This is a genomic window from Gordonia terrae (genome assembly GCF_001698225.1).
GTDB classification, from domain to species: domain Bacteria; phylum Actinomycetota; class Actinomycetes; order Mycobacteriales; family Mycobacteriaceae; genus Gordonia; species Gordonia terrae.
Window position 1 is genome coordinate 256,990 of the sequence record NZ_CP016594.1, and the last position, 23,040, is coordinate 280,029.

23 protein-coding genes are annotated in these 23,040 nt (G+C 68.7%); 14 read left to right on the forward strand and 9 right to left on the reverse strand.

Annotated elements, in window-relative coordinates; all coding sequences use genetic code 11:
- Positions 1-35 precede the first annotated feature (35 nt).
- On the forward strand, positions 36-1,766 hold the full coding sequence (locus BCM27_RS01205; protein WP_004021433.1) for a TM0106 family RecB-like putative nuclease: 1,731 nt from the start codon (positions 36-38) through the stop codon (positions 1,764-1,766).
- On the opposite strand, the gene BCM27_RS01210 is transcribed toward BCM27_RS01205, so the two are convergent.
- Positions 1,692-2,702: a hypothetical protein gene (locus tag BCM27_RS01210; protein WP_004021432.1), complete on the reverse strand. Its 1,011-nt coding sequence runs from the start codon at positions 2,700-2,702 to the stop codon at positions 1,692-1,694. The two genes, BCM27_RS01205 and BCM27_RS01210, sit on opposite strands and share 75 nt — an antisense overlap.
- 293 nt (positions 2,703-2,995) lie before the next feature.
- On the opposite strand from BCM27_RS01210, the gene BCM27_RS01215 reads away from it, so the two are divergent.
- The 3 genes from BCM27_RS01215 to BCM27_RS01225 all read left to right on the forward strand — a co-directional run bounded on the left by BCM27_RS01215 (position 2,996) and on the right by BCM27_RS01225 (position 5,423).
- Positions 2,996-3,571: a helix-turn-helix transcriptional regulator gene (locus tag BCM27_RS01215; RefSeq protein ID WP_004021431.1), complete on the forward strand. Its 576-nt coding sequence runs from the start codon at positions 2,996-2,998 to the stop codon at positions 3,569-3,571.
- Between the two features lie 124 nt (positions 3,572-3,695).
- The gene (locus tag BCM27_RS01220) at positions 3,696-4,208 is read left to right on the forward strand and encodes a hypothetical protein (RefSeq protein ID WP_004021430.1); all 513 of its coding nucleotides are present in this window, start codon (positions 3,696-3,698) and stop codon (positions 4,206-4,208) included.
- A gap of 48 nt (positions 4,209-4,256) precedes the next feature.
- Positions 4,257-5,423 (forward strand): MAB_1171c family putative transporter, encoded by a 1,167-nt coding sequence (locus BCM27_RS01225; RefSeq protein WP_239450642.1) that lies wholly within the window; start codon positions 4,257-4,259, stop codon positions 5,421-5,423.
- A 61-nt stretch (positions 5,424-5,484) separates the two neighbouring features.
- On the opposite strand, the gene BCM27_RS01230 is transcribed toward BCM27_RS01225, so the two are convergent.
- The 3 genes from BCM27_RS01230 to BCM27_RS01240 form a co-directional block, all read right to left on the reverse strand.
- Positions 5,485-6,246, reverse strand: a complete 762-nt coding sequence (locus tag BCM27_RS01230; protein WP_004021428.1) for an SDR family NAD(P)-dependent oxidoreductase — start codon at positions 6,244-6,246, stop codon at positions 5,485-5,487.
- 137 nt (positions 6,247-6,383) lie between these two features.
- Positions 6,384-7,079, reverse strand: coding sequence for a TMEM165/GDT1 family protein (locus tag BCM27_RS01235; RefSeq protein ID WP_033204719.1), 696 nt, complete (start codon positions 7,077-7,079; stop codon positions 6,384-6,386).
- A 149-nt stretch (positions 7,080-7,228) separates the two neighbouring features.
- Positions 7,229-7,750 (reverse strand): hypothetical protein, encoded by a 522-nt coding sequence (locus BCM27_RS01240; RefSeq protein WP_004021426.1) that lies wholly within the window; start codon positions 7,748-7,750, stop codon positions 7,229-7,231.
- 215 nt (positions 7,751-7,965) lie between these two features.
- Between BCM27_RS01240 and BCM27_RS01245 the strand changes: the two genes are divergently transcribed.
- Together BCM27_RS01245 and BCM27_RS01250 are read left to right on the forward strand one after the other, a co-directional pair.
- On the forward strand, positions 7,966-10,110 hold the full coding sequence (locus BCM27_RS01245; RefSeq protein WP_004021425.1) for an ABC transporter ATP-binding protein: 2,145 nt from the start codon (positions 7,966-7,968) through the stop codon (positions 10,108-10,110).
- On the forward strand, positions 10,107-10,859 hold the full coding sequence (locus BCM27_RS01250; protein ID WP_004021424.1) for an energy-coupling factor transporter transmembrane component T family protein: 753 nt from the start codon (positions 10,107-10,109) through the stop codon (positions 10,857-10,859). The genes BCM27_RS01245 and BCM27_RS01250 overlap by 4 nt, the downstream gene beginning before the upstream one ends.
- Before the next feature lie 69 nt (positions 10,860-10,928).
- Here BCM27_RS01250 and BCM27_RS01255 read toward each other — a convergent pair whose 3' ends face one another.
- Positions 10,929-11,558, reverse strand: a complete 630-nt coding sequence (locus BCM27_RS01255; RefSeq protein WP_004021423.1) for a superoxide dismutase — start codon at positions 11,556-11,558, stop codon at positions 10,929-10,931.
- Between the two features lie 219 nt (positions 11,559-11,777).
- Entirely contained in the window at positions 11,778-11,930 is a 153-nt protein-coding gene (locus BCM27_RS01260) for a hypothetical protein (RefSeq protein ID WP_231895856.1), read from the reverse strand.
- A 175-nt stretch (positions 11,931-12,105) separates the two neighbouring features.
- On the opposite strand from BCM27_RS01260, the gene msrA reads away from it, so the two are divergent.
- Positions 12,106-12,816, forward strand: a complete 711-nt coding sequence (msrA, locus tag BCM27_RS01265) for a peptide-methionine (S)-S-oxide reductase MsrA (protein WP_004021422.1) — start codon at positions 12,106-12,108, stop codon at positions 12,814-12,816.
- 51 nt (positions 12,817-12,867) lie between these two features.
- Positions 12,868-13,941: a winged helix DNA-binding domain-containing protein gene (locus BCM27_RS01270; RefSeq protein ID WP_004021421.1), complete on the forward strand. Its 1,074-nt coding sequence runs from the start codon at positions 12,868-12,870 to the stop codon at positions 13,939-13,941.
- Between the two features lie 38 nt (positions 13,942-13,979).
- Here BCM27_RS01270 and BCM27_RS01275 read toward each other — a convergent pair whose 3' ends face one another.
- Complete coding sequence (locus tag BCM27_RS01275; protein WP_004021420.1) at positions 13,980-14,729, reverse strand: VOC family protein; 750 nt, start codon at positions 14,727-14,729, stop codon at positions 13,980-13,982.
- A 96-nt stretch (positions 14,730-14,825) separates the two neighbouring features.
- Between BCM27_RS01275 and BCM27_RS01280 the strand changes: the two genes are divergently transcribed.
- The 5 genes from BCM27_RS01280 (at position 14,826) to BCM27_RS01300 (ending at position 19,245) form a co-directional block, all read left to right on the forward strand.
- Complete coding sequence (locus BCM27_RS01280) at positions 14,826-15,689, forward strand: S49 family peptidase (RefSeq protein WP_004021419.1); 864 nt, start codon at positions 14,826-14,828, stop codon at positions 15,687-15,689.
- Between the two features lie 394 nt (positions 15,690-16,083).
- Positions 16,084-16,434 carry a rhodanese-like domain-containing protein gene (locus BCM27_RS01285; RefSeq protein ID WP_033204771.1) on the forward strand — a complete coding sequence of 117 codons (351 nt, stop codon included), beginning with the start codon at positions 16,084-16,086 and terminating at the stop codon, positions 16,432-16,434.
- A gap of 227 nt (positions 16,435-16,661) precedes the next feature.
- A complete protein-coding gene (locus tag BCM27_RS01290) occupies positions 16,662-17,459 on the forward strand; it encodes a DUF4328 domain-containing protein (RefSeq protein ID WP_231895855.1) in 798 nt (265 codons plus the stop codon).
- Positions 17,456-18,265: a glycerophosphodiester phosphodiesterase family protein gene (locus BCM27_RS01295; protein ID WP_004021416.1), complete on the forward strand. Its 810-nt coding sequence runs from the start codon at positions 17,456-17,458 to the stop codon at positions 18,263-18,265. The genes BCM27_RS01290 and BCM27_RS01295 overlap by 4 nt, the downstream gene beginning before the upstream one ends.
- A gap of 56 nt (positions 18,266-18,321) precedes the next feature.
- Positions 18,322-19,245, forward strand: a complete 924-nt coding sequence (locus BCM27_RS01300; protein ID WP_004021415.1) for a DUF5926 family protein — start codon at positions 18,322-18,324, stop codon at positions 19,243-19,245.
- A 242-nt stretch (positions 19,246-19,487) separates the two neighbouring features.
- Here the strand turns inward: BCM27_RS01300 and BCM27_RS01305 are convergent, their stop codons facing one another.
- Positions 19,488-20,024, reverse strand: a complete 537-nt coding sequence (locus BCM27_RS01305; RefSeq protein ID WP_033204722.1) for a ferritin — start codon at positions 20,022-20,024, stop codon at positions 19,488-19,490.
- Positions 20,025-20,109: 85 nt separating this feature from the next.
- Positions 20,110-21,342, reverse strand: coding sequence for an LCP family protein (locus tag BCM27_RS01310; RefSeq protein ID WP_239450684.1), 1,233 nt, complete (start codon positions 21,340-21,342; stop codon positions 20,110-20,112).
- A gap of 289 nt (positions 21,343-21,631) precedes the next feature.
- On the opposite strand from BCM27_RS01310, the gene BCM27_RS01315 reads away from it, so the two are divergent.
- Entirely contained in the window at positions 21,632-23,035 is a 1,404-nt protein-coding gene (locus tag BCM27_RS01315) for an APC family permease (protein ID WP_004021412.1), read from the forward strand.
- Positions 23,036-23,040 lie beyond the last annotated feature (5 nt).

Here is a 23,040-nt window from a genome sequence, read left to right on the forward strand (position 1 = left end):
ACGTGTCTCCTCTGCCCGAGCCAGGAAGGGATGGCGTGGCCCCTGTCGTGTTGTCGCCGCGCGACCTCGCCGGTTGCGAGCACCGCGTGGCCCTCGACTTCGCCCACGCCCGGCGTCCCGCCGACGAGCCCGACCCGCCCGGTGTGCAGCGCCGGAAGGAAGCTGCCGCCGATCACCGCGCTGCGATCCGCGAACTGCTCCGAGGCGTGCACAGCGATCAGCCCGGGGTCTTCGTGGTCGTCGACCCCGACGCGAGCGCATCGGACCGCGTTGCGGCGACGCTGCGAGCCTGCGATGACGGCGCCGGATGGATCTGGAACGCGACGCTGCCCATCGACGAGGCGCACGGGCGGCGCGCCCACTCGGAGTTGCTGGTCCGGGTGGGTGACGGATACATCCCGGTCATCGTCGTGAACCACCGGGTCAGCCAACCCGCGAAGTCGGCGCCCGACCCGGACCGACGCCCGACCGGCCTGGTGACGAGTCCGTTCTGGACGTGGGCGCCGAGCCCCGATCCCTACCGGACCGGCCGGCCCAACCGCCGGGACAACCTCCGCCTGGCCCAACTCACCGCCATGCTCGTCGAGATCGGCCGGGCGTCGTCGACCGACACCGCGGATCTCCGCGGTGGGATCATCGGTGTGGACGCCGACTGCATCGTCGTCCTGGACACCGGTGCGATGCTCGACGACTATTCCGCCGTTCTCGAGCGCCGACTGGCGGTCGCCGCGGGCACAGTCCCGACCGAGCCCCGGCGGATCAGCGAATGCCGATCCTGCCCGTGGTGGGTGCGCTGCGGACCCGAGCTGGAGGAGAAGCGCGACGTCAGTCTGGTGGCGTCCGGCAATCAGGGAACGGTGCTGATCGACGCCGGGATCACGACGATCGATCAGCTCGCCGCCCAGCGCGGGTCACCCCCGGAGGGGTGGCCGGGTGGCGTGCGGTTCGGCGACGCGGTCGTCAACGCGATCGCGTGGCTGACCGGCACCGAACTCGTACGCCGTGTCGACTCGCCCCGGGTCCACCGCGCCGACATCGAGATCGACGTCGACATGGAGAGCTACGGCGAGCACGGGGCGTATCTGTGGGGAACGCTTCGCACCGACACCACCGATCCGTCGGTGCCCGTGGAGTACCGCCCGTTCGTCACCTGGGATCCGCTGCCCACCCGCGACGAGGCGCGGTCCTTCGCCGAGTTCTGGGGATGGCTGATGGCCGAACGGGCTGCGGCGCGGAACGCCGGAAAGACTTTCGCGGCCTACTGCTACTCGCAGCAGGCGGAGAATCGGTGGCTTCTGGGTTCCGCGGACCGTTTTCCGGAAGCGCCGGGCATGCCGACCCGTGCCGAGGTCCAGGCCTTCATCGGGTCGTCGGAGTGGGTGGACATCTACGAGGCCGTGGGCGAGAACTTCATCTGTCCGCGTGGCAAGGGACTGAAACGGGTGGCGCCGGTCGCGGGTTTCTCGTGGCGCGATGAGGATGCGAGCGGCGAGGCGTCGATGGAGTGGTACCGGGCGGCCGTGGCGCTCGGCGGCGGGCGCCCCGACGCCGGTCAGCGCCGGCGCCTCCTCGAGTACAACGAGGACGACGTCCGGGCCACAAAGGTCTTGCGCGAGTGGATGTCCGACGGCGCGGCCACGCAGGTACCGCATGAGCGCGAGCTGCTCGAGCGGTTCCGGGACGGGAACAACTCAGGGGCGCATGGACCGCAACGAGTCGAGGAACGACCCGCTGCCGAACAGGGCGACGGCGCCCAGCAGGAGTAGCGCACCGGGCGCCACCCCGAGCACGAATTTCCGCATCGACGTCAGTGTCGAGTCGTCGGGCGCCCCCGACGGCGCCTGAGGCGGGCCCGCCGGTGGCAGCGGGGCACCTGCGACCGTTTGCGACTCGGTGTCGTCGGATGAGTCGTCGGGGTCGGCCTCGGCTTCCGGTCGGCCGGCAGCCGACTCGCCCGCCGAGCCGGCGGACGGGGTCGATCCGGACGTCCCTGCGGAACCGCCGCCGCTCGGCGGGGCGACCGACGGTACGTCGCCGATCGCCGGCCCGGTGCCGGACGGAACACCTGCAGGATCAGACCCGCCCGCTCCGCCGTCCGGCGTCGACGTGGCGGCCTCCGGCATGCGGCGGCCGCGGATGATGACGCCGTCCTCGCCGTCGTCTGCGGATGACGTCTGGGGTTCGGTGGTCGTCGGGTCCGGATCATCGGACGTCGTTGTCGTCGTTGTCGTCGTGTCGGTGGTGTCCGTGGTCTCGGTGGTGGTCGGGTCCGATGTCTCGGTCGTGGGGGTCGACGGTCCGCATCCACAGGGATGGAACGGCGACGAGGGCCCGTCCGTGGTCTCCGGATCCGTGGTCTCCGGATCGGTGGTCTCGGGATCGGTGGTGCCGCCGTCGGTCGAGTCCGAGTCGGAGGTCTCGGACTCATCGGTCGCCGAGGCCCCGGATTCGTCGGAGTCGGTGCCGGTGCCGCTGCCGTCATCGTCGTCGTCGGTGGCGTCGAGGACCGAGTCCGAATCCGTGCCCGTCGAATCCGCCGAGTCGGACCCCGACGAGCCCGGGGCCGACGGCGCGGGCGATGCGACCCCGGGCGCCAGGACGATGAACGCGATCGCGGCGATCGCGGCGATCACGACGACGAGGACGGCGAGTCCGCGCGGCCTGGGACGGGCGCCGGGGTCAGACGGGAGACGGTGGGTCATTCTTCGTCAGGCGTACAGTCGGTGGGGAGAGACAACGCCGCTGAACCCGCGCAGCACACCGCCACACGCCCCGCGCCGGAGCCGAATGTTCACCTGCCGGATCCGTGTCGGCAACCGATAACCCCCAAGAATGTGAAGAACGCCACACTAACGATCGTTACACCATCTTCACAGGTGATACGCGCCGAGCGCGGCAGTCCGGTACTTTCTGAGCGTACCGATCGTTGCGACGGCCGTGTGCAGCGGGCTTTAATGCTTGCAAATTCAAATTTTGCGTTTCGGAGAAGATTGTCATGACTTCAGGAGGGGCGGAGAAGCCTATGGGCGACACCGGACGCACCGACTCCGATCGTTCGAGGACGACGGACACGGATGCTCTCGACCCCGGGCTGTTCGCCCGGCGGCTCGAGGAACTGTTCCGGACTGTTCCTGGTCCGAACGGTAGGGCGTACAGCGCGAAAGCGATCGCGGCTCGATCGACCGAGCGGGGGTTCCGGCTCGGCGAGTCGTATCTGAGCCAGCTGCGATCGGGGAAGGCCAAGTCCCCGTCGTTCCGCACGGTGGAGGGCATCGCGGCCGCTTTCGGGGTCGATGTGCATTATTTCCTCGAGGACCGGGCGGCGCAGCGCACTCGCGACGAGATCGATCTGATGCGGTTGCAGGCCGACACGAACGTCCAACTGGCGGCATTCCGGCTGGCCGGACTCTCGAGCGATTCCGTCACGGTGGTCAACGAGTTGATCAAGGTGCTCCGGGAGCAGCAGGGTCTGCCCAAGGATCCGCCGGACGTCATCGCGGCCGGACTCGGTGACAGCAAGCCGTCGGCCGATTCACGTCTGCGGGTCGTCGGGGACAACAGCGACGACTGACCGTAGCCGGGGCGCTCACAGAGCCTGATCGTCCGGACCGAGGGGTGTCGGCCCGGACAGGCCAGTGACGTTGATCGCTGCGGGCGGATCGCGGCGTCGTGAGTGCTCGTGATTCGATGAGGCCATGCGTCGATCAGAGCGCGCATTGCGTACGTTGTGCCGGACCACGTTGAAGGGGCTCGATCTCGATCTGCCCCTCGACGTCACTCAGCTGTGCGAACGGTACGGCGATCGCCGCGGTCGGCCCATCCGGCTGATCGCGCATCCGCTGCCCGCGGGTGTCCCCAACGGCATCTGGTTGGCCGCCACCGATGCGGATTACTTCTTCCACCAGGCCGAGACGTCACGGCTGCACCGCGATCAGATCGTCATCCACGAGTTCGGCCATCTGATCGCCGGCCACCAGGTTCTGGGTGAGGCCTCGGCACAGGGCATCGCCGCCCTCACGCAGGACGAGTCCACGGCTGCGCTCCGGCGTACGTGCTATTCCGACGACGCCGAGTGGGAAGCCGAGATGCTGGCCTCGCTGATCCTCGGCTGGGCAGAGGACGCCAGTACCGGCGTCGGGAGCACCGCCTCGCACGACGAACTGCGCGGGTTGCAACGGCTCCTCGGTGGACATCGTGGGTGGTTGTGACGTGCCCGCCGGTTGCGACCGCGCTGAGAATGTGAGTCCCTGTTGGGCGTGATCACTGTCGCGGGCGGGGGCCCGACGGTCAACCTGTCGTCCGGGGTCGACGTCGGCATCGGCGCGGTCAACGCGGCCGCCGCCGTCGTCTTCGCCTTCGCCTTCTGCTGGCGCCTCGATCAGATCCGGCGCGGCGGGTGGGGGCTGCAACCGCTCGCGATGATGGTTGCCGTCGCGGCGCTGACCCTTGCGTTCGTCGTCGTCGACGAGTCGGTCGCCGACGTGCTGAACGAAGTGGGCTTTGCCGGTCTGTCCCGGATGGCGTTCTACGCCCTCCTGGCCATCGGGGTGGCGGCGCTCGTGGTGGTGTTCTTCTTCCCCGGGCAGGTCACGCGGGAACGCCGGGCCGGCTGGGAGGCGCTGCCACTGGTGATGGCACTCGTCGGGCTGCAGGTGACCATGCTGGTCATCCCGGTCGAGATCCGCACCGCGACCATCGACGAATGGACCGTCCAGAACTGGGGTTTCGCACTCTTCATGCTCATCGCGAGCGGGTACCTGACGTACGGCTTCATCGCATGCGTCAACAGTGTCCGCAAGTTCTATGCCACCGCGGACGGCTATCTCCGTGTGTCCCTTGGTCTTCTGATGACCGGCCTGACGTGCTTGGCGATCGGCGCCGTCTGTCAGATCGTCTTCGTGGTCGTCTCCGCGACGAATGTCGTTCGGTCACCGTGGCTTCTGACGACGAACCGGGTCGTCGCCGTCGTCGGTGCCGTCGCATTCCTGATGGGGATCAGTTATCCGATGATCTACGCGCGGATTCAGTCGGTCGCCGCGAACCGGCGTCGCCGACGCCTCGACACCGAACTCCTACCCCTGTGGCGGCTGGTGACCGACGCCGTGCCGGAGGTGGTCCTGCCCGACGCCGGGCGTCTGGCGCCGACCACACGTCTGCATCGGCGCGTCGTCGAGACCCGAGACGCGCTGACCCAGTTGAGTCCTCGGATTCCCGCGGTGTTCGGTTATGCCGAACCCGCGGTGCAGGCGAGGTTGCTGCGGGCCGCCGTCGCCGAGCATGATCCGAGTGACGGAACGGGCGGCACCGTCCGGGATCTGGCCCCGGCCGAGGGGGACGGACTGGAGGCCGACGCCGCACCGCTGATCCGGCTGGCCCGTGCGCTGGTGACGCCACAGGCCGTCGAGGAGCCGGCCGGTCGATGATCGGCCGGCCGGCTCTCACGCGACGGAGTCGCATGGATCAGCCGCGACGGAGTCGCATGGATCAGCGCGGCGCCATGCGGATCGCACCGTCCATGCGGATGGTCTCACCGTTGAGATAGTTGTGCGCGACGATGAACTCGGCGAGCTGTGCGTACTCGTCGGGTTCGCCGAGACGCTGTGGGAACGGGATGCCCTCGGCGAGGGTCTTCTGGAACTCGGGGGTGACGCCCGCCAGCATCGGGGTGCTGATGGTTCCGGGGGCGATGGTGCACACGCGCACGCCGACCCGCGCGAGGTCGCGCGCTGCGGAGATGGTCATCGCGTGCACGCCGCCCTTCGACGCCGCGTACGCGATCTGCCCGATCTGGCCTTCGAAGGCAGCCACCGACGCGGTGTTGATGATGACGCCGCGCTGGCCGTCGCCGTCGATCGTGGATTCCTCCTGCATACGGTTGGCGGCCAGTCGCATGACGTTGAAGGTGCCGACCAGGTTGATGTCGATGACCTTGCGGAAGAGGTCGAGTTCGTGCGGGCCGTTCTTGCCGAGGATTCGCGCAGCCCAGCCGACGCCCGCGCAGTTGACCGCGACGCGCAGCGGCGCACCGGATTCGGCGATGGTGTCGATGGCGGCCTGGACCTGGGTCTCGTCGGTGACATCGGCGGCGACCAGCGTGACTCCGTCGGTGGGCGCGGCCTTGTCGATCGAGGCCTGCAGGTCGAGACCGAAGACCTGGGCGCCGGCTGCGGCGAAACGCCGTGTGGTGGCTGCGCCGAGGCCCGAAGCCCCGCCGGTGACCAGTACGGAAGCGCCTGAAACGTCCATGTGTGAAGTGATCCTTTCGCGGTTCCCGACCCGTTCTCCTGCCGGCCGCGCCGCCGTCGTCGGCGACGCCGCTCCGGCTCGTGCAGCAGTTTCACGATAGTCAGGTGCCGGAAACGGTCTCCGATCCGCCCTCTGTTTTACCGAACGAGCGCTCGGGCGCTGTCCTGAGTGCGGAGTCGGGTCTCGCGGCGGATCAAGACGACGCCGACGCCGGTGATGACCACGACCGCGCTGAGGGTGCCGGCGATCACGGGTACCGATGCACCGATCAGACCGTCGGCGATGAGCCAGGCCGCGAAGGCGAAGAACAGAACGGCCGCCCCGATGGCGATGACCCGCTCGGGGAGGTGACGGCCCAGCAGCACGCCCACGCCGATGGCGAGCGCGTCGGCGGCGACCATGCCGAGCGTGGACCCGATCCAGACCCCGAGCCAGTCGTTGTCCGTGGCGAGCGTGATGGTCGCGAGCATGGTCTTGTCGCCGAGTTCGGCAAGGAAGAACGCCGACATGACCGCGAAGAACACCGAGGCGCCCACGCGAGTCGCCCGGCTGGACTCCTCGTCGTCGAGCCGGTCGCCGCGGAGGGTCCACAGACCGAAGACCAGCATCGCCAGCCCGGCGAGGATGGTCAGGAGTGCGGTGGGTATGGACAGCCCGAGGAAGTGGCCGAAGAAGACGGAGACGGCGTGGACAGCGGTGGTGGCCACGGTGATCGCGAGGAGGATGACCCACCAGCGGTAGCGCAGGGCATAGGTCATCGCCATCAGCTGTGACTTGTCACCGAGCTCGGCAACGAAGATCACGCCGAAGCTCAGGAGCAGGGCGGCAATCACGGACGCCAGGTTAGTCAGGGCTAACTCGCGGGCGCAACTCGTCGAATGGCCGTATTTTCGCAGGTAGGGCCAGCAAAAACAGATGTTCGGGTGGCCGTGATCCGGTGCCCCGGGAGCCCGTCGGAACGGCTTCGGGGAGCCGCCCCGCCCTACGCTGCGAGAAGCATCGCGAGCACCGCGGTGTCGGGGTCGGCGTTGGGGTCGATGCCCACCTGGTTGCGGAGGTTGACCACCGTTCCGTCGGCCTCCGCCTCGGCCCAACCCGCCCGATGCTCGAGTCCGAGTTCGGGGAGACCGGGCAGCAGTACACACCCGGAGGCGACCTGCGAGCACTCGGGCAGTGACGGTCGCGTCTGCGAGGGCGGGTGCAGCATGACCAGCGCCGGCGGGTTGTTCAGGAACCGGCCCGCCTCGACGAAACTGTCGTCGACGACGTTGCCGATCGCGACCATCATGCCGACGGTGTCCGCCTCACCCTGTTCGGGACGCTGCTCGACCACGCCGAAGATCGTCGTCGTGGGTAGGAAGCCCGGCCGGCAGGCGATGCGGACCGATGCGACGAGTGTCTGCGTCCACTCGAGCGTCGACTCCGGCCACCGGCCGGAGATGAGAATCCCGTTCAGGGTGCCGTCGTGCTGGAACGGGGTGAGGCCGATCGGAATCGATTGCATCTTGTCCTCCTCCGACCCGGGTGAGACCTCGCCGCCGACCCACGGACTGGGGATCGGCGACCGAGCCGGGTGAGAAGACCATCCACCCGCCGCGCGACGTCGACAACTCGAATCACCGTGTTGTGATGGATCTTTAACATGCGAACGACCGACAGCCGCGGTCCGGGGACGCTGCGCCCGCCGGTGGGGAGCGCGGCACCAGGCACACTGGACCGGTGAAGAACTCGCCCCCGCTGCGACCCATGGAGTTCGCGTCCGTCGCGATCTTCGGCGGACTGACCGTCGCGGCGGTGGTCATCGCGTCGGTCATCCCGCTGGCCCAGGCGGCCGGACTGCTCGCCCCGGTGCCGCTCGCCCTCATCGCGGCGCGCACCAGGCCGCGGGCCCTGCTCACCGCCACGGTGGCCACCACCGCCGTGGCGTTCGCGATGGCGGGGACCGGCGCGATGGCAACCGTCCTGGGTTCCGCGTTGGTCGGTGGGCTCGTCGGTGACATCAAGCGTCGTGGCCGGGGGATCGGCGTGCTCGGGGCGGCCACCCTGGTGGCGTCGCCGCTGCTGGGCGGGATCTCCGTGCTGATCCTCCTCGTGCTGGTGCCCCTTCGTGAACTGACGATCGAGGCGATGACCAACTCCATCCACGGTGTCGCGAAATGGTTGCACGGATGGGGCCCGACCGGGGGCGTCGCCGACGGGCTCGACGCCATGAGCCGGAGCATCGCCGACCACTGGTGGGCGTGGGTCTGGGTGTCCGGGACCGTCGGCACCGCGATCTCGCTTCTCGTCGCGTGGTGGATTCTCGGTTCCGTCATCAGCCGGTTGCGTGATGTGCCGAGCGAGGACACGCTCGACGCCGCCACGTCGGGATTCGCGGCGGCCACTGCTGCCGGCGTACCCCGTGATGCGGGCATCGCGCCACTTCCCGTGGTCTTCGAACGTGTCGGATTCGCTTACGCGCCCGAGGCCCGCCCGGTACTCCACGAGATCGACCTGCGGATCGACCCGGGTGAATTCGTCGCGGTCGTCGGCGCCAACGGCTCGGGGAAGTCGACGCTGGCGAAGATCCTGGCCGGTCGCCACCCGTCGACGGGCACGGTCCGTCGGCCGGGTCTGCCGGGGCTGGGCGCGCGCGGGGGGACCGCTCTCGTCCTGCAGCGGCCGGAGATCCAGATGTTGGGCTCGCGTGTCGCCGACGACGTCGTGTGGGGTCTGCCGCCCGGTGTCGACGTGGACGTCGAGGCGCTGCTCGCCGAGGTCGGACTCGACGGCCTCGGCGACCGGGAGACCACGGACCTGTCGGGCGGTCAGCAGCAACGGCTGGCGATCGCCGGGGCGCTCGCCCGTGACCCGCAACTCCTGATCGCCGACGAGGTGACCTCGATGGTCGACCCGGAGGGTCGGGGACAACTGCTGGCCCTGCTCGCGGCTCTACCGGCGCGCCGGGGAATCGCCGTCGTGCTGGTCACCCACCGCGGCAGTGAGGCGGCCGCGGCCGATCGGGTGATCCACCTGGCCGCGGGTCGACTGGTGCCGCACGCGCCGGACTGGATGCCGAGTCCCGACGCCGACCTGGCGGCGCCGGCGCAGACACGTCCCTCGACGCCTTCGGCGCCGACCTCGCGGATCGGCGGGCCGCTTCTCGTTCTCGACCAGGTGGGCTACGCCCACCTCCCCGGTTCCCCGTGGGAGGTCGTCGCGCTGCATGACATCTCGCTGACGGTCTACCGCGGCGAGGGGCTCCTCATCGTCGGCGGCAACGGATCGGGCAAGACCACTCTCGCGTGGATCATGGCGGGGTTGCTCACGCCCGGGACCGGAACGTGCCGTCTGCTGGAGATCCACGAGAAGATCAACCCCGGAGCCGGTTTCGACGCCGGCACACCGATGACCGACCGTGTCGGTGCGGTGGGGCTGGGATTCCAGCATGCGCGCCTGCAATTGCAGAAGGTCACCGTCGCCGACGAGATCATGGCCGCGGGTGGCGAAAAGGTGGGCACCGCGGAGGTCGCGCGCGTCCTCGAACTCGTGGGGCTGCCCCGCCAGATGGCGGCGACCAAGGTCGATGCGCTGTCGGGTGGGCAGATGCGCCGCGTCGTGCTGGCCGGTCTCATCGCGCGCCGCCCCGACCTGCTCGTCCTCGACGAACCGCTGGCCGGTCTCGATCCACCCGCTCGCGAGGAGATCGTCGCGCTTCTCGCCCGACTGCGCGCCGACGGGATGACCATCGTGATCATCTCCCACGACTTCGAATCGCTCGACTCGGTGTGTACGCGCCGGGTCCGACTGGTGGACGGCCGTCTGCTGCCCGATTCGCACCTCATGATCGACCAGGCTCCCGGCTGGGATGGAGAAACCCGATGACGATGCGTACCGTCCCGCTGCGGCAGGTGCCGGGCGACTCGTTCGTGCACCGCCTGTGGGCGGGTACCAAGCTCGTGATCGTCCTCATCCTCGGGATCATGACCTGGGTGCTGCCGTCGTGGCCCGCGCTCGGGATGGTCGCCGCGGTGGTCGTGATCACCGCGCTCGTCGCGGGAATCCCGTTGGGCGCCATACCTCGTCCGCCGTGGTGGTTCTGGGGACTGATCGGCATCGGTGTCGCGTTCAACGTGTCGTTCGCCGGAATTCCCGGTGCCCTGGTGTTCCTGCGCGCGATCACTCTCGCACTCGTCCTCGTCGCGAGTTCGATCCTCGTCATCTGGACCACGCCCATGGCGGATGTGGCGCCCGCGCTGGCGCGGCTGATGCGCCCACTGCGGTGGTTCCGGCTGCCCGTCGACGAGTGGGCGGTCGCGATCGCGTTGTGCCTCAGGGGTCTTCCGCTGCTGATCGAAGAGTTGCGCATGCTGCGGGCGGCACATCGACTGCGTCCGACGGCCAAGGGACGTAGCGACCACCCGTCGGCGGAGATGGGGATCATGGATCTGATCACCGCGGCGATGTCGTCGGCGCTCCGACGCAGCGCCGAGATGTCCGAGGCGATCACCGCCCGCGGCGGTACCGGCCGCCTCACCGCCCATCAGGCCGGCCCGGGTCGCGCAGATGTGGTGGCGCTCATCGTCATCGGCTTGGCCTGCGCGGTCGCCATCACGGTCACGCTCGTACTGTGAGGGCGGGGACACACACGGCGCCAGCCACCCGAAGGTGACCGGCGCCGTTGATGTTTCGGCGAACCGGGGTCAGGCCGGGACGACCAGTCCGCTGCCCTGGCTCTTCGCGCGGGCGAGACGCTCGTTGGCGTCGGCCCAGTTCACGACGTTCCACCACGCCTTGACGTAGTCCGGCTTGACGTTCTGGTAGTCCAGGTAGAAGGCGTGCTCCCACATGTCCAGCATGACGACCGGGATGATGGCGGCGGGGATGTTGCCGCTCTGGTCGGTCAGCTGCAGGATGACGAGCTTGCCGCCGATGGTGTCGTAACCCAGGATCGCCCAGCCCGACCCCTGGAGGGTGGTGGCTGCGGCGGTGAAGTGGGCCTTGAACTTGTCGAAGCCACCGAACTGCTCGGTGAGGGCGGCCGCGAGGTCGCCGTCGGGCTCGCCACCGCCGTTGGGCGACAGGTTCTTCCAGAAGATGGAGTGGTTGGTGTGACCGCCCAGGTGGAACGACAACGTGGCGGAGAGTCCGTAGACCTTGCCGGCGATGCTGTCGTCGTCGCGGGCCGCGGCCAGCTTCTCCAGGGTGTCGTTGGCGCCCTTGACGTAGGTGGCGTGGTGCTTGCTGTGATGGAGCTCCATGATCCTGCCGGAGATGTGCGGTTCCAGTGCCGCGTAGTCGTAATCGAGATCCGGCAAGGTGTATTCAGCCACGATGTTCCTCTCTGAGGTGCTACTCGTTTTCCCTGTCCACGCGTGGCGCCGACCACTCGGTCGGGAGCCACACGAACGCTTCCAGCCTTCCCCAGTGCACTAGTGATTGCAACAATCCCGCGCAAGAAACATCAAGCGCGGTTGAGCTTTCAACGACGCCGGACCTCTGCGTCGGGCGGTGGGAACAGCGGCGTCAGCGCTGCGTCGAGTGTGTGGTGCTCAGATCACGATGAGCAGAACGAACACGATGACGAGAGCGAGGATGGTGAGGGCGCTTGTGCGGCAACTCCTCGCCACGTCGTAGGTGGCCCGCGGGGCGGTTCGGCCGACCCCGGGGGCGCGTCGGAGATCTCCGCTCGCGTGCGTCGCCATCGTCGCCCTTCGTCGGTGGACCGGCTGCACATCCCCTCGTCGAACAGACCGAGATGACATCGAAGTGATCGGTATCACACTGCGGTGGATGTGACCGCCATCATAAACAGACTCGAGCGATGACCTCAACTCGTCGTCTCCGGGGTCCGGCGTCTGCCGCGCGTAGACTTGGTCCATGTCTTGGCTCGACCAGCTCTTCGCCGCCGGATCACGCAAGCAGGACCTCGTCGCCGCCGACGCCGCCCTGCCCGGCCGCACGTCCGAGATCACGGTCCCGGGCGACCACCTGATCCTCGGAACGCCGATGCGCGGCCGGCCCGAATCGGACGGGACATACGAGCACGGGATCGGCGGGTTCGACGACGGTCTCGCCTCGATCGTGCTGGCCGGTGGCTGTTTCTGGGGAATCGAGGAGATCTTCTGGCAGGTTCCCGGCGTGTACACCACGGCCGTCGGTTTTGCGGGCGGGTACACGCCGAACCCGACCTATGAGGAGACGTGCACCGCGCGCACCGGGCACACCGAGGCGACGCTGGTGGTCTTCGATCCGGCCGTGATCGATCTCGAGGGCCTGCTGAAGATCTTCTGGGAGTCGCACGACCCGACCCAGGAGATGCGCCAGGGCAACGACATCGGAACCCAGTACCGGTCTGCGGTGTACGCCCTGACCGATGCGGATCTGGCCACCGTCCAGGCCACCGCCGCGACCTTCCAGACCGCGCTCGACGCCGCCGGTGAGGGTGCGATCGCCACCGAGATCAAGCCGCTCGCCGAAGCGGGCGACGGACGGTTCTACTACGCCGAGGATCACCACCAGCAGTACCTCGCGAAGAATCCGCACGGGTATCGCTGCCACGCCGCGACCGGCGTCGTCTACCCGGGCTGACGCCGCGGTGCCGGGCCGAGACGACCGCCCTTCATCTCGACGAGACCTGCGGTGACCGAACGGATCTCGCTGCGGCAATGGAACCGCACCCTCTTGCAGCGCCAGCACCTGCTCACTCGTGTGGCCGAGGATGCGATCGAGGTACTCGACCGCTGCGTCGGGCTGCAGTCCCAGGACCCGCGTGCCGCTTTCTTCGGACTGTGGTCGCGCATCGAGGATTTCGACCCGCTCGAGCTGGAAGATCTGCTCACCGACCGCGAGGTCGTGCGGATGGCGTTGCTGCGGTCGACGATCTTCCTGATCGACGCCGAGGACGCACGCTGGATTCGTCCGCTCGCCGATCCGACGCTGCACCGCGAGCTGACCGACATCCACGCGCGGAAACTGGCCGGGGCCGATCCGGCGCAGGTTCTGGCGTCGGCCGCGGAGATCCTCGCGGGCCGCGAACTCGCCGGCGCCGAACTCGGGAGAGAACTGGCCGCCCGCCACCCCGCCGAGAACCCGTCGACACTCACCACGATCGCCCGGTGCGGTCTGCCGCTGGTCCAGGTTCCGCCGCGCGGCCTGTGGCGGGGCCGGGGCGGGCCCACCTACCGCCTGTTCGACGAGTGGGTGGGTCCCGGCGAACCGGCCGTCGTGGACGACGACGCCCGCGCCGACCTGATCAGGCTGTATCTACGCGGGTTCGGTCCGGCGACCGTCAAGGCCATTCAGACCTGGTCCGGGCTCACCAGGTTGCGCCCCATCGTCGAGAAGCTCGAAGCCGATTGGGAGCTCGTCCGACTCGCCGGACCGAACGGCGAGGTGCTCTACGACCTCGACGGCCTCGCGCTCGCCGACGCGGATGCGCCGGCACCGGTCCGGCTGATCGCCCCGTTCGATCATGTGATCGGCGCGCAGGCCGACCGGATTCGGATCGCCGAGCCGGAGATGTTCCGCCGCACGGTGACCGCCAACGGCCGGTCGCCCGGATTCGTGCTCATCGACGGATTTTTGGCCGGCACATGGTCTCTCGACGCCGAGGAGCTCCCGGTGGTGGACTTCCTGCGCCCGGTGTCCGCCGCCGAACGACGCGACGTCGACGCCGAGGTCGACCGGCTCCGCGAGTTCACGACCGGCACCTGAGGGTCAAGCGGTGCGCGCCGGCAGTTCCGGTTCGCGACTCAATCTCCGGTGCGGGGGTTCCGCGAGGTGATGCAGTAGGTGCGGCCGACCGGATCCGCCATCGTCGTCCACTGCGGATACTTCTCGATCGCGCGGGCGCCCCAGTCCTCGTGCCGAGCCACCTCGTCGGCGACCGAGTTGGTGGCGATGTCGAGATGGGCGGTCGCCGGTCCGCTGTCCGACGACCCTTCTTGCTTGCGTTGCAACAGGATTCCGAGGGTCACCGCCGGGTCGCGATGCAGCGCGATCAGCTCGGGCCGGCTCCGCGGTGTGGTGGCCCAGCCGGTGAGCCGTGTCCAGAACCCGACCTCGGCGTCGAAGGCGTCGGCGGGGATGTCGATGCACAGCTGGTCGATGATGCTGATCGCGTCACCGGGCCACCGAATGGGGCGCGATCGTTTCGACTCGCCCTCCCAGGGCACGAGGCAGAACACGAACCCGGCCGGCGATCGGAGCGTGAGGTGGGTGCCGGCGTCGCGGACGAGGGTGGCCCCTAGCGCGAGTGCCTCCGCGGTGGCGGTGTGCGGGTCGTCGGTGTGGATGTCGAGGTGGACTCCGCCCGGACCGTCATCGATGCGCTGGACCCGTAGGTGCGGGTCGCCGTAGAACGGTTCCAGCGACGCGAACTCACGATGCTCGCCCCGTGGCGGGGAGACAGTACTGCCCGAGATCGCGCGCCAGAAGGTCACCTCACTGCCGAACACGTCGGCGGGGAAATCGAGGAATGCGCTGAGCCACCGCACCTGCACCCGGCAGATTCTACGGTGCGTCCGACGGCGCCGGGTGCCCCGGCGCATGCGAACGGGAGACGGACGCTGTCCGTACACGTCGCTACACTCGGGCAGATGACTGTCGGACCGCTGGGGGCGGTGGGGAAGAAGTTCTCGAAGGCGCGGACCGAGCAGGTCGCTGTGGTTCGTCTCGACGGCCCGATCGGCATCACCGGGATGGGCAAGCACGGCGTCAACACCGAGTCCGTCGAACCGGTCCTCAAGAAGGCCTTCGCCACGGAGCGTCTGCGGGCCGTCGTGGTGGTCGTCAATTCGCCCGGCGGTTCGCCGGCACAGTCGGAGTACATCGCCGAACGCATCCGCCAGCTCTCCGCGGAGAAGGGGGTGCCGGTCCTCGCGTTCTGTGAGGACGTCGCGGCCTCCGGCGGCTACTGGATCGCGTGCGCGGCCGACGAGATCTTCGCCGCCCACACCTCCATCGTGGGCTCGATCGGCGTCGTGTCGTCGGGGTTCGGTTTCTCGGCCGTGCTCGACCGGTTCGGGGTCCAACGCCGGCTCTACACGACGGGTGAGAACAAGGCGCGGCTCGACACGTTCTCTCCCGAGCAGGCCGAGGACGTCGAATGGCTCAAGGGTCTGCAGGGGCAGTTGCACGAGGCGTTCATCGCGTGGGTCCGTCAGCGGCGCGGCAAGAAGCTGACGGCGTCCGACGACGAACTGTTCAACGGTGACGTCTGGATCGGGAGCCGGGCCGCGGAGCTCGGTGTCGTGGACGGTATCGGCGTGATGCGGTCGGTTGTGGCCGAGCGATATCCGGATGCCGAGATCACCGTCGTCGAGACACCGAAGCCGCTGTTGATGCGACTGGTCGGGAGTCAGACCTCGGTCGCCGGGTTTGCGGAGAGTGTGACGACCGGAGTCCTGGCGGCATTCGATCGTGCTCCGTCGTTGCGGACGTCGCTCATGCACCGGGACTGAAACCCGTCGGCGGGGGCCATCGCACTGTTCTTCTTGTGCATTGTCCCCAAGTTATCCACAGGTGTTGTTCACTGAAGTGGAATTTCAGGTCGCCTCGGGCCATTCACTGACGTGAATTTCCTACGCGCACATTCGATCAATCAAGTGACCGCTGTCACAAGTAGATCCGCTGTGGCCTGCGTTTTTCCACAATTCCACAGTCTCATCCCCAACTAGACGGTCAGTCTGTGAGCGGGGGACAAACGTCCAGAACACGCATGTGGATAGAATTATGCAGGTCGACATAACGGCAGTTCGACGCGTGCCGGAGGCTGACGGAGGCGCCGCGCAGGCCTCGTCGTGGACAGGTGACGTCGCGCCCGGCCGTCTCTGTGCCACCATGGAAAACGTGACCATGGGCGACATCACTCAGGTGCCGGTGACCGAACTTCCGGACGACTTCACCGGGCGGGCCGACGCGGTCATGCTCGATGTCCGTGAGGACGACGAATGGGCCTCCGGCCACATCCGAGGAGCTGTGCACATCCCGCTGGCCGAGGTCCCGGGCCGACTCGACGAACTCGACCCCGATCACGATCTGTACGTGGTCTGCCATTCCAGCGGCCGGTCCATGCGTGTCCTGCAGTATCTCGCCCAGGTCGGCTACGACGGAATCTGCGTCCGCGGCGGCATGCTCGCCTGGCAAGAACACGGCAAGCCCGTGGAGATCGGCGACCCGCGACCCGAGGGCGACGCCGGCCGATGATCGACCTCTGCCCGCGGTGCCGAATCCAGGCGCCGCATCGTCCCGGACGCGAACGCTGTCCCCGGTGTGGCGGTCCGCTGAGCGTCGTCGACGACGCCGCGCGTGCCCTGGCGGCGCGACGAGAGTCCTCGGTGCGTCCCTCGGGCCCCGGACACCCGGGCCCCCGGCATCCGGGCCCGACTTCGGCGCCCGCCGGGCGTCTGTACCGCAGTCGCAACGTGCGATGGGTGGCCCGCCGCCCACCCGAGGCCGTACCGGCCCGCCGCGGCCCCGTAGGCCGGCGTGGTCCGCGACTCATCCCTCGCTACGTCTATGTACCCACGTGGGGTCTGCACGACGAACCGACGACAGCCGACGCCGCGCACCAGAAGCTCGACGATTCCCGCTCCCGACTGGGGCTCGCGCTGGTGCTCGCGGGTTCTGCGCTGACCGCGTCCGCGCTCGTCCATCTCGTCCGCTACATCCTGCTGGTCGTCAACCGCGACCGTCCGCTGCCCGAGTTCCTCATCATCGCCTCGGACTGGCTCACCGTCTTCGTCGGGGTCGTCGCCTTCCTCGGATTCGTGTTGGCGACACTCGCTTTCATGCGGTGGGTGCTGGAGCTGCGCGCCGACACCTATGCGTCGGCGGGCCTGCTCGACCCGCGCCGGCCCGGTTGGGTCGCGGCATTGTCCGGGCTGCCACTGGTCAACCTGATCGGCGCCCCGCTGGTGCTGCAGGAGGTCGCCGCGCACCGTGTCGGCCAGGACCCGTCACTCGACGCCGACCTCGTGGGCCGCCGACTCCGCAAGTTGTGGGTCGCCTGGATTCTGGTCAACGTGGCGGCCGGGGCGGCGATCGTCGCCCGGCTCATCGCCTGGCGCTCGGACTCGCTGCAGACCGGGGCGAACGCGCTGGCGATGGTCATCGTCAGCACGGCGATCTCTGCAGCGTTCGCCTTCTGGATGGCGCGCCGGGTGCGGACACTGTTCGGAGCCGCCGCGGCGGCCCCGGTCCCGACGAGACGGTGGGTGGCGGTCGGATGAACTCAGGGGTGAACGTGGGCGCGGCCGAGAAGGTCTCGCGTTCGGGAAAGCCGGCGGTGGTGGCGCACCGCGGGGCGTCGGGTGACTGCCCGGAGCACACCCTCGCCGCCTACGAACTCGCCCTCGCACAGGGCGCGGACGGACTCGAATGCGACGTCCGGCTGACCGCCGACCACGAACTCGTCTGCGTGCACGACCGAACTGTCGACCGCACGTCCGACGGCTCGGGCATCGTCAGCGAGATGACCCTCGCCGAACTGCGCGAACTCGACTTCGGCAGCTGGCACGCGTCGGGTGGGCCGGCATCGATCCTGACACTGCGGGAGCTGCTGACGCTCACCCTGGACTGGCGTCGTCCCGTCCGGTTGTTCATCGAGACCAAGCACCCGGTTCGTTTCGGCAGTCTCGTCGAGCAGAAACTCCTCGAGATGCTGCACGAGTTCGGGGTGGCGACTCCGCCGTCGGCCGATCACAGCCGCGCCGTGGTCATCTCGTTCTCCTCGGCGGGGGTCTGGCGGATACGACGCCACGCACCCATGCTGCCGACGATCCTGCTCGGCGACACCGCTCGGGTTCTCGGCGGCGGCGCCGCCACAGCGGTGGGAGCGACCGGCATCGGGCCGTCGGTGATGACCTTGCGGCAGTATCCCGAGATCGTCGACCGCGCCGCGGCAGCCGGTCGGGTCACCTATTGCTGGACCGTCGACGAGCTGGTCGACGTCCAGCTCTGCGCCGACCTCGGTGTGCGGTGGCTGGCCACCAACCATCCGGCGAAGGTCCGCGATTGGCTGGTCACCGTCGACTGACCGCTGCGCGTACGACGCTGTCGGGCGTCGCGGTGGGGGCGTGAGAGAGTGGACCGATGGGCAAGAAGAGCAAACGGGGCAGTGGACCACGTCCGGGAAGCAATCGAGCCGAGCGCGTGGCGGCACGGAAGGCACGGCAGGCGGCAGCTCTGGCGCCGCCGCCCCGGCCGTTCGCCGGGTTCGCGTCCGAGTGCGACTTCGTCGCGCTGCGGACCTTCGTCGCCTCGGCGACCGCGCGACTGGAACTCAACGAACCGGCCGGATCGCGCAACGACGTCTCCATCGTGACGATCCTGCCCGGCGCGGTGCCCGCTCTCGCGCGCGAGGTCGACGGTGCCACAGAGGGATTCGTGGGTCTGCAGACCGACCCGGACCGGACGGCGCTGGCCGTCGAACTGGCTGCGGCCATCGCATGGTCCGCGCATGCCGAGGCCGGCAGTGAATTCGACCTCGACGCCGCCGACGAGGCCCCGACGCTCGACGAGGTCGTGAACACCGACGCCGTCCTGGACATCACGGTCCACCAGGACTTCGGCTGGTGGTTCGTGGAGGGCACCGACGTCCCCGCCGAGATCACGGCGATGTTCGAGCGCGCCAACGACTCCGTGCTGCCGACGGCGCGACTGGTGGTCGACAGCGGCGCGAGTGCGCCCTGGTGGGTCGACGCCGGAGAGCGTGCCCACCTGCGCTGGATTCGGCCCGAGCCGGAAGATGATCTGATGTCGGCGATGGCGCGGCTCCACGCCGCCGGACGGCTGACGATCGGCGAGGGGTCGCGCTTCGCCGGGTCGTTCCGCACCCATGGGCTGCTCGTCCCGGTCTTCGACCTCGACAACGAGATGCACCACGAGGAGTGGTACGCCGGTCTGAATCAGTTCGACCAGTGGCTCGGCGAGGCGCTCGCCGACACGTCGCCGCTCACGATAGAACAGCGCAGCTCGCGGGACGGCATCCGCGGCCGACAGGTGACCCTGCGCTGATCGCCGCGCCCCCTGCTAGCTGATCCGAGAGAACCACACAAGCTCCGGTCCCTGAGGTGTGGGGAGAGTAAGCGTCGGCCACTCCTGCTCCCCGAGGTGCGAGGAGAGCAAGCGGCCGGCCACCCCCTGCTCCCTGAGGTGCGAGGAGCGATAGCGACGAGCCACGAAGGGCATGGTGAGGCAGCCACCATACCCTCGTGGCTCGCTTCGCTCGCATCTCAGGGAGCCAGAACGCTTCGGCGTCAGATGTTCCCGCCGGCCGCAGGGGGTGCGGTGGCGTCGGAGGTCTTGTCGCCGTTGAACTCTCGTTCGACGAAGTTCTCGAGGTCGAAGAGGTTGCCGTTGCAGCGCTCGGCGATGGTCTGCAGGGTCGTCATGGTCGCGACCTCTTCGACCTGCTCCTTGAGGAACCACTGCACGAACTGCTCACCCAGGTAGTCGCCGGTGTCCCGGGCCGACTTGGCGAGGTCGACGACCTGCTGGGTGACCGTCTTCTCTTGTGCGAGAGCGAGATCGATGGGCGCGCGGTAGTCCTCGAAGCGGTTGTTGGGCGCCGGGATGCCGGGGATCTCGACCTCCATGTCCCGGTCGAGGAAGTACTGCACGATCATCATCGCGTGATTGCGCTCCTCGACTGCCTGGCGGTAGAAGAGCTTCGCGAGCTGCGGCATGTCGTGGTTGTCGAAGTAGGTGGCGACCGCGATGTACTGCTGAGAAGCGTAGAACTCGTTGCTGATCTGGTCGTGCAGCAGTTGGTGGAATTTCGTGTGTTCGGTCATGTGGCCCATCGTAGGGCCGAAAAATGGCTCTCACCAGCAAGTTCAGGCTAACTAAGGCAAGTCTCGCCTGCGTTTGGGAACCCTTCTACGACGGCCCGCCGGCGTCGACGAGAAGGTCGTCGGGGATGGGTTGACCTGCACGGAGGAGTGCGAAGAACTCCTCGGTCTGTTCGTTGACCGGTAGTGCGAGTCCCTCATCGGTGAAGGTGCTCTCGCCGGCGGGTGTGGTCGTGGTGATGGGGTCCCGAAGAGCGAACATGAGCGACGCGAGGTTCCAGATGTGATCTCGCTCATCGACTGTGAGCGCATCGATGGCGCCGCCGATGAAGCCGAAGAGCCGGAACGGATTCAGCAGCACCGTCGGACTGGTGGCGCGAGAGACCAGTGCCGCGAGGAACTTCCGCTGATTGACGACTCGCTCGAGGTCGGCGCGGGGGAATGCACGGGTGCGCACCAGGCCCAGTGCCTGGCGGCCGTCGAGGCGGTGGCAGCCCTTCGCAAGGCGCAGTCCGGCTTTCGGGTCGTTGAGCGGCTGGTCGATACACATGTCGACGCCGCCGACCGCGTCGACCAGGGTGTCGAACCCGCCGAAGCCGATCTCGGCGTAGTGGTCGATGTGGATTCCGGTGAGGTTCTCCACGGTCTGCACGAGCAGCGCCGGACCGCCGATGCTGAACGAGGCGTTGATCTTCAGACTGCCCTGGCCCGGGACCTCCACGTACAGGTCGCGCGGGATGCTCACCACGATCGCCTTGCCGCCGCCGGGTGGGTTGTGGACGAGCATGATCGTGTCGGTGCGGGATCCGTCGGCGTCACCGGTCGCGAGTGCCCGGCGTTGTTCCTCGGTGAGATCGGAGCGCGAGTCGGTGCCGACGATGAGCCAGTTGGTGCCGGGGGTGTCCGACGGGCGTCCGGCATAGGCCCGCAGCGCGTCGATGCGGTCGAGTCTGGAGTCGTAGTAGAACAGCAGTCCGACAGACCCGAGGACGACGACGAGCAGCAGGATCAGCAAGACCTTGCCGATGCGGACCGCGCGACGGCCGCCGCGTCGAGGACGGGGCGGCGTGGTCGGGCGCGGGGGCGCGGGTGGGGGACCGGCGGATCGGTCACGGCTTCGACGGTCCGCGGGTGACGACCGACGGCCGCGGGAGCGATCGTCCGGGATCGGCTCGGGTTTCTGGGTGGGGGCATACCCGCCCGGACCGGGTTGCCCCGACGGGGAGGGCCGGTCGGCCGGGGCGGGATGTGGCGGACGGCCGCCGGCACCGGCCGCCGGGGCGCGGCGCGGGTCGGGTCCGCGTGCGGGGATCCGCGGCATGGCCTGCGGATGAGCGGACGGGCCGACGGCGCCGGGAGGTGGGCGATGGCCCTGGCCGGGCGGTGGTCCCGGGCGCAGCGGCGGGCCCGCTGGCCGCCCGGGCGGCATCGGTGGCCCGGGGCGACCTCGCCGGAGGATCGGCGGGTCCTGCTCGTTCATCCCATCAAATGTACGCATGGGCGGCCGTGAGGGATGTCGGTCGGTTGGTGTGTGAGGTGGCGTCGACGCCTTCGAGGAGTGATTCGTCACCGAGGTCTCGATCCGGCCCGAACGGGGTACAGGACTCGCCATGACCGACAAACATGTCGCCGAAGCGGGCGACTCCGAGGAGACCGGGACCGGCGCCGGGGCCGACGGTGGGCACACCCCGCTGCGGCGGGCCATCACCGGCAAGTTGCTGTTCCTGTTCATCCTGGGCGATGTCCTCGGCGCGGGTATCTACGCGCTCGTGGGCGAGGTCGCCGGTGAGGTCGGCGGCGCGATCTGGGTCCCGCTGGCGCTGGCCCTGGCGCTGGCGATGCTGACCGCGGCGTCGTATGCCGAACTCGTCACCAAGTACCCGCGGGCCGGCGGGGCCGCGGTGTTCGCGCGGCATGCCTACCGCCATCCGCTCGTCTCGTTCCTGGTCGGCTTCTGCATGCTGGCCGCCGGGGTGACGAGTGCCGCCGGACTCGCGCTCGCCTTCGCGGGCGACTACCTGCAGGTCTTCCTCGACGTTCCGACCACCGTGGCGGCTCTGGTGTTCCTGCTCGCGGTCGCGGCGCTCAACGCCCGCGGGATCAGAGAGTCCCTGAGCGCGAACGTGGTGATGACCGTCGTGGAGGTCTCCGGGCTCGTCCTCGTCGTCGTGCTGGCCGGCATCGTCCTCGGTCGTGGTGACGGAGAGCCGCAGCGGGTGCTGGAGTTCACCGACGAGACCACACCGGCGCTGGCCGTTCTCGGTGCGGCATTGCTCGCCTACTACTCGTTCGTCGGCTTCGAGACCTCGGCCAACATGGCCGAAGAGGTCCGTGACGTGCGGCGGGTGTATCCGAAGGCGCTGTTCGGTGCACTGCTCACGGCCGGCGTCGTGTACGTGCTCGTCGGCCTCGCGGTGTCGGTGGTCGCACCACCCGAGCGGCTGGTGGAGTCGTCGGGGCCGCTGCTGGAGGTCGTCTCGATCGCCGACGTCGGGATACCCGACCAGCTGTACTCCCTGATCGCGCTGATCGCTGTCGCGAACGGTGCGTTGCTCACGATGATCATGGCGTCGCGCCTGACCTTCGGCATGGCACGGGACGGGCTGCTCCCGGGTGCACTGGCAAAGGTGCTGCCCGGTCGTCGCACGCCGTGGACGGCGATCGTGGCCACGACCGCGGTCGCAATGATCCTCTCGGCGACGGGCACGGTCGCGGCGCTCGCCGAGACGGTGGTGCTCCTGCTGCTGTTCGTCTTCGTCAGCACCAACGTCGCCGTGCTCGTGCTGCGCCGCGATCGCACGGACACCGACCACTTTCGGACCCCGACGATCGTTCCGATACTCGCGGTGGTCTCCTGCATCGTGCTGATGACACAGCAGAGCGCGTCGACATGGCTGCGCGCAGGCATCCTGATCGTCGTCGGACTCGTGCTCTATCTGCTCGCGCGGGTCACCGGGTCGGGTGGACGGCCGGTCGCCGAGGATGGTCGCGATGACGCCGAGCGCCTCACCTGACGCGA

Excerpts from the sequence above, each read along its gene's own strand:
- BCM27_RS01210 (WP_004021432.1), bottom strand. The coding sequence starts at position 2,702 with ATGACCCACCGTCTCCCGTCTGACCCCGGCGCCCGTCCCAGGCCGCGC.
- BCM27_RS01215 (WP_004021431.1), top strand. The coding sequence starts at position 2,996 with ATGACTTCAGGAGGGGCGGAGAAGCCTATGGGCGACACCGGACGCACC.
- BCM27_RS01220 (WP_004021430.1), top strand. The coding sequence starts at position 3,696 with ATGCGTCGATCAGAGCGCGCATTGCGTACGTTGTGCCGGACCACGTTG.
- BCM27_RS01230 (WP_004021428.1), bottom strand. The coding sequence starts at position 6,246 with ATGGACGTTTCAGGCGCTTCCGTACTGGTCACCGGCGGGGCTTCGGGC.
- BCM27_RS01240 (WP_004021426.1), bottom strand. The coding sequence starts at position 7,750 with ATGCAATCGATTCCGATCGGCCTCACCCCGTTCCAGCACGACGGCACC.
- BCM27_RS01250 (WP_004021424.1), top strand. The coding sequence starts at position 10,107 with ATGACGATGCGTACCGTCCCGCTGCGGCAGGTGCCGGGCGACTCGTTC.
- BCM27_RS01260 (WP_231895856.1), bottom strand. The coding sequence starts at position 11,930 with ATGGCGACGCACGCGAGCGGAGATCTCCGACGCGCCCCCGGGGTCGGC.
- msrA (WP_004021422.1), top strand. The coding sequence starts at position 12,106 with ATGTCTTGGCTCGACCAGCTCTTCGCCGCCGGATCACGCAAGCAGGAC.
- BCM27_RS01280 (WP_004021419.1), top strand. The coding sequence starts at position 14,826 with ATGACTGTCGGACCGCTGGGGGCGGTGGGGAAGAAGTTCTCGAAGGCG.
- BCM27_RS01285 (WP_033204771.1), top strand. The coding sequence starts at position 16,084 with ATGGGCGACATCACTCAGGTGCCGGTGACCGAACTTCCGGACGACTTC.
- BCM27_RS01295 (WP_004021416.1), top strand. The coding sequence starts at position 17,456 with ATGAACTCAGGGGTGAACGTGGGCGCGGCCGAGAAGGTCTCGCGTTCG.
- BCM27_RS01300 (WP_004021415.1), top strand. The coding sequence starts at position 18,322 with ATGGGCAAGAAGAGCAAACGGGGCAGTGGACCACGTCCGGGAAGCAAT.
- BCM27_RS01305 (WP_033204722.1), bottom strand. The coding sequence starts at position 20,024 with ATGACCGAACACACGAAATTCCACCAACTGCTGCACGACCAGATCAGC.
- BCM27_RS01310 (WP_239450684.1), bottom strand. The coding sequence starts at position 21,342 with ATGCCGCGGATCCCCGCACGCGGACCCGACCCGCGCCGCGCCCCGGCG.
- BCM27_RS01315 (WP_004021412.1), top strand. The coding sequence starts at position 21,632 with ATGACCGACAAACATGTCGCCGAAGCGGGCGACTCCGAGGAGACCGGG.